Annotated in this window: 6 protein-coding genes; all 6 read right to left on the bottom strand. The window is 27.6% G+C overall.

Going from position 1 to position 6,000, the window contains the following annotated elements:
- Positions 1–8 precede the first annotated feature (8 nt).
- Entirely contained in the window at positions 9–1,202 is a 1,194-nt protein-coding gene (locus Q0V24_RS07515) for a glycosyltransferase family 2 protein (protein WP_297520037.1), read from the bottom strand.
- A 34-nt stretch (positions 1,203–1,236) separates the two neighbouring features.
- The gene (locus Q0V24_RS07520; protein WP_297520039.1) at positions 1,237–2,076 is read right to left on the bottom strand and encodes a patatin family protein; all 840 of its coding nucleotides are present in this window, start codon (positions 2,074–2,076) and stop codon (positions 1,237–1,239) included.
- A gap of 181 nt (positions 2,077–2,257) precedes the next feature.
- On the bottom strand, positions 2,258–3,094 hold the full coding sequence (locus Q0V24_RS07525; protein ID WP_297520041.1) for a deoxyribonuclease IV: 837 nt from the start codon (positions 3,092–3,094) through the stop codon (positions 2,258–2,260).
- Between the two features lie 161 nt (positions 3,095–3,255).
- Complete coding sequence (locus tag Q0V24_RS07530; RefSeq protein ID WP_297520043.1) at positions 3,256–3,486, bottom strand: hypothetical protein; 231 nt, start codon at positions 3,484–3,486, stop codon at positions 3,256–3,258.
- Between the two features lie 254 nt (positions 3,487–3,740).
- Positions 3,741–4,787, bottom strand: coding sequence for a type I restriction enzyme HsdR N-terminal domain-containing protein (locus Q0V24_RS07535; protein WP_297520045.1), 1,047 nt, complete (start codon positions 4,785–4,787; stop codon positions 3,741–3,743).
- Between the two features lie 201 nt (positions 4,788–4,988).
- Positions 4,989–5,846 (bottom strand): hypothetical protein, encoded by an 858-nt coding sequence (locus Q0V24_RS07540; protein WP_297520047.1) that lies wholly within the window; start codon positions 5,844–5,846, stop codon positions 4,989–4,991.
- Between the last annotated feature and the right edge of the window lie 154 nt (positions 5,847–6,000).

Below are 6,000 nucleotides of genomic sequence, written 5' to 3' on the forward strand. Positions count from 1 at the left end.
TGTATAAATTATGTTGCTGGTAACTCTATTTTTTTATGTACTGTCTTTGCCCATACTCTGTTAGTATAAGTTAATCCACCATAAACCGTTGCAAAAAACATTGTTACTGTATACATCATGCTTGGTAATAAATATTTAATTTTTCTATTATCACACAGTATTGTAAATACAATTGAATATGTTAATGGAATTAATATTAAGTATAATGGAACATGTATTTCTTTATATAAAAGAATATCTATGAATAATACTACAACATATAATAAATCTCTAAATGGATTAGTTATAAATAAAAAACTATCAATTAGCTGAATTGATGGGTTTTTTAAAAATTCTTTTATAACACTCCATGACAGTTTCATAAATACTTGCATATGTCCTCTACTCCATCTTACTCTTTGAACCATACTTGGTTTAAACTCATCTAAATGTTGATTTAAAACATAATCATCAAAAACAAATTTAACCCTATAACCTGCAAGAATACTAAGTATACTAAATTCTAAATCTTCGGTTAAAGTATCACATTTTATAAAATCCACTTCATCCCAAACTTTTCTATCTATACTAAAGCCTGTCCCACTTAATGAGCCACTAAGCCCAACTCTATTCCTTGCATATTGAAAACCTCTATTCATATTGTTAAAAGCAGATGTAAATCCTCTAGCTACAAAACTCACATCATTTAATGACTTTATTGCACATTGAACAAGCTTCTCACCCTTTAGATGTTCTTCATTAAAACTATTAAATATAGTAGGACTAACTTTATTATCCGCATCTAGTATAACTATATTATCCGCAGTCCATAGCCCCTCTTCTTTTAAAATATTTACAGCACTATTTAAAGCTTTAGGCTTACTACCACCTCTTACCTTTAAAACCCTACAATCAAATAGTGGATTGTTTTTTATAAAAGCTTCACATACCTCACTTGTTGTATCACTGCAATTATCAGCAATTACATATACCTTACACAAAGATTTATCATAAATTGTTTTATTAATAGCATTTAAGGTCGACTCTATTACTTCTTCTTCATTATGACATGGTATCAACACACAAAATGTATTTTTATCCTCTATCTTTATACTCTCATTCTTCTTTTTTATCTTTAATGAAAACATTGTTATTACTATATTATATAAAAACACTACTAATACTATATAACTTATAACTCTTACTACTAAATCAAATATCATCTTTTGTCATTCCTTTACCGTCTAATATTAAATTTTAAAATAACTTTTTAATTTCCTCAATTCTTTCCATTGTTAAATCATATCCATTCTTATACCCCTCTCTAAGTTTATCTATATCTTTTTCAAAACTCTCAATTGCTTGTTCTTTAGTTGGTCTTAAAATTATAGCTTTTCCCTCTCTTTCAAGTTCTTCGCATATAGCTACCGTTTCATTATATTTTATATGTCTTTTTAAAAGTCCATCAACAAGCTTTGGATACTTTCCTTTAACTATCTTTGCAACCATAGCATTCTTTCTTTTAGGCTCAAGTTTAAAACCTTTGGGTCTTGTTAAAATTATCAGATGCTTTTCATTTCCATCCTCTAAAGCTTTTTTTATTGGAATAGGGTCACATAATCCTCCATCAAAATACTTACCCTGCCCAATTTCAATTGCTGGGAACAGTACTGGTATTGCACAAGTAGCTCTAAGCATTGTACACTTTTTATCAAGTTTCATACCATTTAAATACTCAGACTTTCCTGTCAAAGCATTAGTAACCCCTACTAAAAGTGTTCCCTCATACTTATCAAAAGTTTCCTGGTCGAATATATTAAGTTTATTAGGAAGTTCATCAAATACAAAATCTAAACCAAATATACTTTTACATTTGAAAAAGTTCCTCTTACCTAAATATCTTTTATCATGTCTATAAACCTCTAATATCTCTAAATTCCTTTTTTTCTGTTTTGATATGTATGAAAATCCATTTGTTATCCCAGCTGAAACACCTATACAATATGGAAACATAATATCATTATCAAGTAATGCATCCATCACTCCTGCACTAAATATAGGTCTAAAAGTTCCACCCTCTAAAATTAAACTTGGCATAATATTTCTCCTTCCTTATTTTTATTATTTAATTATAACCTTAATTTTATCAATTAGTACTATATCATTTATTATTATATAATATGTAAATTTTTATCTTTCTATCTATCATTTAATAATTATTTATAAAAAATCAAAAAGCCTTATATCACTATCTTCTAGCAATACAAGACCTTCTATATTATTGTTTATAAACTGATTTTAAAAGTTCTATTTCTTTTGCATATCCATCTAAATCATCTTGTGGAGTTTCAAGGAAGAAAGGAATTCCTTTAAGCTTTGGATGATTTATAATTCTTGTAACTGCCTCAAGTCCTATAAATCCTTCACCAATCTTCTCATGTCTATCTTTATGACTCTTATATGGGTTTTTACTATCATTAAGATGAATAGCTTTAAGTCTATCAAGACCTATAATTCTATCAAACTCATCTAAAACTCCATCAAGGTTATCAACAATATCATACCCTGCATCGTAAATATGGCAAGTATCAAGACATACCCCCATCTTATCTTTTAGGTTTACTCTACTTATAATCTGTGCTATTTCTTCAAAATTTCTACCAATTTCCGTACCTTTTCCCGCCATTGTTTCTAAAAGAATTGTAGTTGTTTGCTCCTCTTTCATAACTTCATTAAGCATATTAACTATAAAATCTATTCCAACCTCTGTTCCTTGCTTAACATGACTACCTGGGTGGAAATTATATAAACTATTTGGAAGATATTCCATTCTCTCTAAATCATCAGCCATCATAGCCCTTGCAAAGTTTCTTGTATCCTCACTACCAGAACAACCATTAAGTGTATATGGAGCATGTGCTAAAAGTTTAGCAAAGCCATTACCTTTTGCAATTCTTAAAAGTTCATCTACATCACTTTGAACTATAGCTTTAGCTTTTCCACCTCTAGGATTTCTTGTAAAGAACTGAAAAGTATTTCCACCAATACTTACAGCCTCTCTTCCCATATTAGCAAATCCTTTAGTTGTTGATAAATGACATCCTATATTTAACATAAAAACACTCCTTTTTCATCTTTTCTTTCTCTTTATTATTATTTATATCATACTATAAAACTCTACTTTGGCACAAGTTTTTTTATTACTTAATAATTATTATAAATTATAAAAAAGACCTACGGATTACTCCATATGTCTAAAATTTATTTATCTACAATTTACTTTTCACTTAACCACTCTTTTATCTTTTCAAGTTCTCCAGCTTCTAATAATCTTTCTGAAAAAACCTCTAACATATTATCTTTTCTAAGCCCAAGCTCACTCCAAGGTAATTCTTCCTCATCTTCACTATTTCTTAAACTAACCTCAGTTTTAAAGACTGTACTTTTAACATAAATTGTCCAACCATCGCTCATCTCAAATTTTTCTAAATTTCTTTGTCCAAACATACTTTTCTCCTTTGTACCTTTTAATTAGCTTATATACTTGCAAAGCATTCTACATACTTTTACTTATTACCTTCTATGTATATCTTTATATTCTACTATACATTTATACTCATTTGTATAGTCTTTCACATTTATTTTATATAATACTTCCTCTAAAATAAAAAAGTGATATTTTGATTTCTCTAATATCACTTTTTTATAAATAAATATTTAATTATGTTTATTTTAAGTTTTAATATTTTATACTTGCTATACTAACTATTCACTTCATCAACTCTCATTTTTAAAGAATTAAATAATCTCTCTTTATACTTAGCTATATCACCAATATCATCCATCAATATTTTTTCTGAATTATCAGAAAACATTATATACTTCTTGCTTCCATTTAAAAACAATCGACAAATCCACTTTCTAACATTATTAATCAATAATATATTAAAATAACTCTCAGTATCTTTATAAGAAATATTACCTACATCAATATATTCACCAAGTAGACCTAAAACAAGGCCATATGCAACAAGTTCTTCCTCTGTTGTAACTATTTTTTTAATTGGCTTTATATCTAGCGGTTCTCTTATTTCATTTGTAATTTTATCTATTGCAACTTCTTTTATTTTCTCACTTAGCATGTCCTTAACTATAGGTCTATACTTTAAAAAGTATGTACTTGTCTTTCTCTTATTATTTACAGAAGACATTAACACACTAATTAATTCTTCACTTGGATTCTCTAGCTCTTGATTAATTATATCTTTAATCTTTTTTCTTTCCTTTAAATCATGAGCTATATCTCTTATTTTTTCTTCTGAGAACTCACCTTTTAAAAATCTATACAAAAGTTCTATATCTGAATCTTTAAGCTCTAACATATTAATAGTACAAAAAGCATCTTCATCCATTCTATTTGCTACTTCTATATCTGAAAAAAATCTATACTCTATTCCATTAGTTAAAATTCCAATAGGCGCAGTAGCATTATTAAAATATCTTGATAACTGCCCTGCATGCCTATCTAACTTTACATTACAACTTTTTGCTTCAATAAGAATAGATATTTCACCATCTAATTTAATAGCATAATCAACTTTTTCTCCTTTTTTAATTCCAAAATCTGCTAAACATTCTGGAATAAACTCTATAGGATTAAAAACATCATATTTTAAAACTTGGAAAAATGGTAATATCAACGCCTGTTTTGTAGCTTCCTCAGTTATTATATTACTCTTTATTGCTACAATATTATTTGATATTTCAAATAACTTATCTTTTAATATTTTGACTTCTTTTTTATTCATTATTCTCAGTCCCCTCACATATTTACCATCTGTAAAATTATAATTACCTTAAGATAATTATATCATTCCTTTATTTTTTTTGTAATTATTATGCAAATTAAACATTTACTTATTTTTAATAATAGAACAACAAAAACTCCACTCACAATATACAATTTTTATTAAAACTATATATCACAAAAGGAGTTTTTATCTACTATTTTATTTATTTTCTTCTATAAATACTCTTATATCATAATTTAATATCATCATATAAATTTCGAATCCAAACTTTATAAGTTCATCTGAATAAGGACTTTCCTCTGTAAGTTCTTCACATTGTAGCATTTCTTTAAAGCCATTCAAATTTCCTTGAATTTCATTACTCTCATGTCCTATATTATTTTCAATCATATTAATTACAACATGCATTGATAAAGCTGTTTGGTAATCACATTTACAATAACTCTGTGCAACAAGTTCATCAAGTTTATACTCAATGTCTTCTTCACCTGTTATACCTAAATATCCTGTTTTTTCATGCCAAGGGTTAATAACAAACCTTACTATTTCATCTAATGCAAATTTTGATAAATTCTCACTCTCATTAGTAAACTCATATTTTAATCCTTCAATAAATGCAACATATTCTTTTACTTTAGCCTCATATAGCTTAGAAAACATAAATGCTATCATATTTGAAACAAATAATTCATCACTATACTCAACTTCTTCATCCGACATATCTTGATCAAACTCTTTTAAAAATGTATATAAATCAGTTTCAATCCCTGGAATACTAGCCTCATATCCATTATTAAATATTTTCTCAAACTCATCATACACATTAACTCCATACTCAACGTCAAAAGCACTTTTATCATTTTTATACTCTACAAGCGCCTTTTCACAAGCATCCTTATATAAAAGTTCATCATATACTAATCCTGTTTTAGCCTCTATAACACATGATATATCCTCATAGTTATCATATGATAATACAATAGGATTTTCACTCTCTAATATATGATTAAAAGTTTCACCAAACTCTCCTGTTTTTAAATCTAAATCAAATTTCATAACTTCTGCTACTCAAAATATGGACAAAGATATCCATATCGAGATTTTTACTGTTTCTTCGCACCTCATTTCGCCAAAGCTACTCTGATTTGATATAACACTATGTGAACAACAAAGTGATTCACATAAAAGCAAAGCTTTTTATTCTCTACTT

The sequence above is a fragment of the uncultured Clostridium sp. genome, from assembly GCF_947039605.1.
Lineage (GTDB): Bacteria > Bacillota > Clostridia > Clostridiales > Clostridiaceae > Sarcina.

Coding starts and splice junctions, on each gene's coding strand:
- Q0V24_RS07515 (WP_297520037.1), bottom strand. CDS start 1,202: ATGATATTTGATTTAGTAGTAAGAGTTATAAGTTATATAGTATTAGTA.
- Q0V24_RS07520 (WP_297520039.1), bottom strand. CDS start 2,076: ATGCCAAGTTTAATTTTAGAGGGTGGAACTTTTAGACCTATATTTAGT.
- Q0V24_RS07525 (WP_297520041.1), bottom strand. CDS start 3,094: ATGTTAAATATAGGATGTCATTTATCAACAACTAAAGGATTTGCTAAT.
- Q0V24_RS07530 (WP_297520043.1), bottom strand. CDS start 3,486: ATGTTTGGACAAAGAAATTTAGAAAAATTTGAGATGAGCGATGGTTGG.
- Q0V24_RS07535 (WP_297520045.1), bottom strand. CDS start 4,787: ATGAATAAAAAAGAAGTCAAAATATTAAAAGATAAGTTATTTGAAATA.
- Q0V24_RS07540 (WP_297520047.1), bottom strand. CDS start 5,846: ATGAAATTTGATTTAGATTTAAAAACAGGAGAGTTTGGTGAAACTTTT.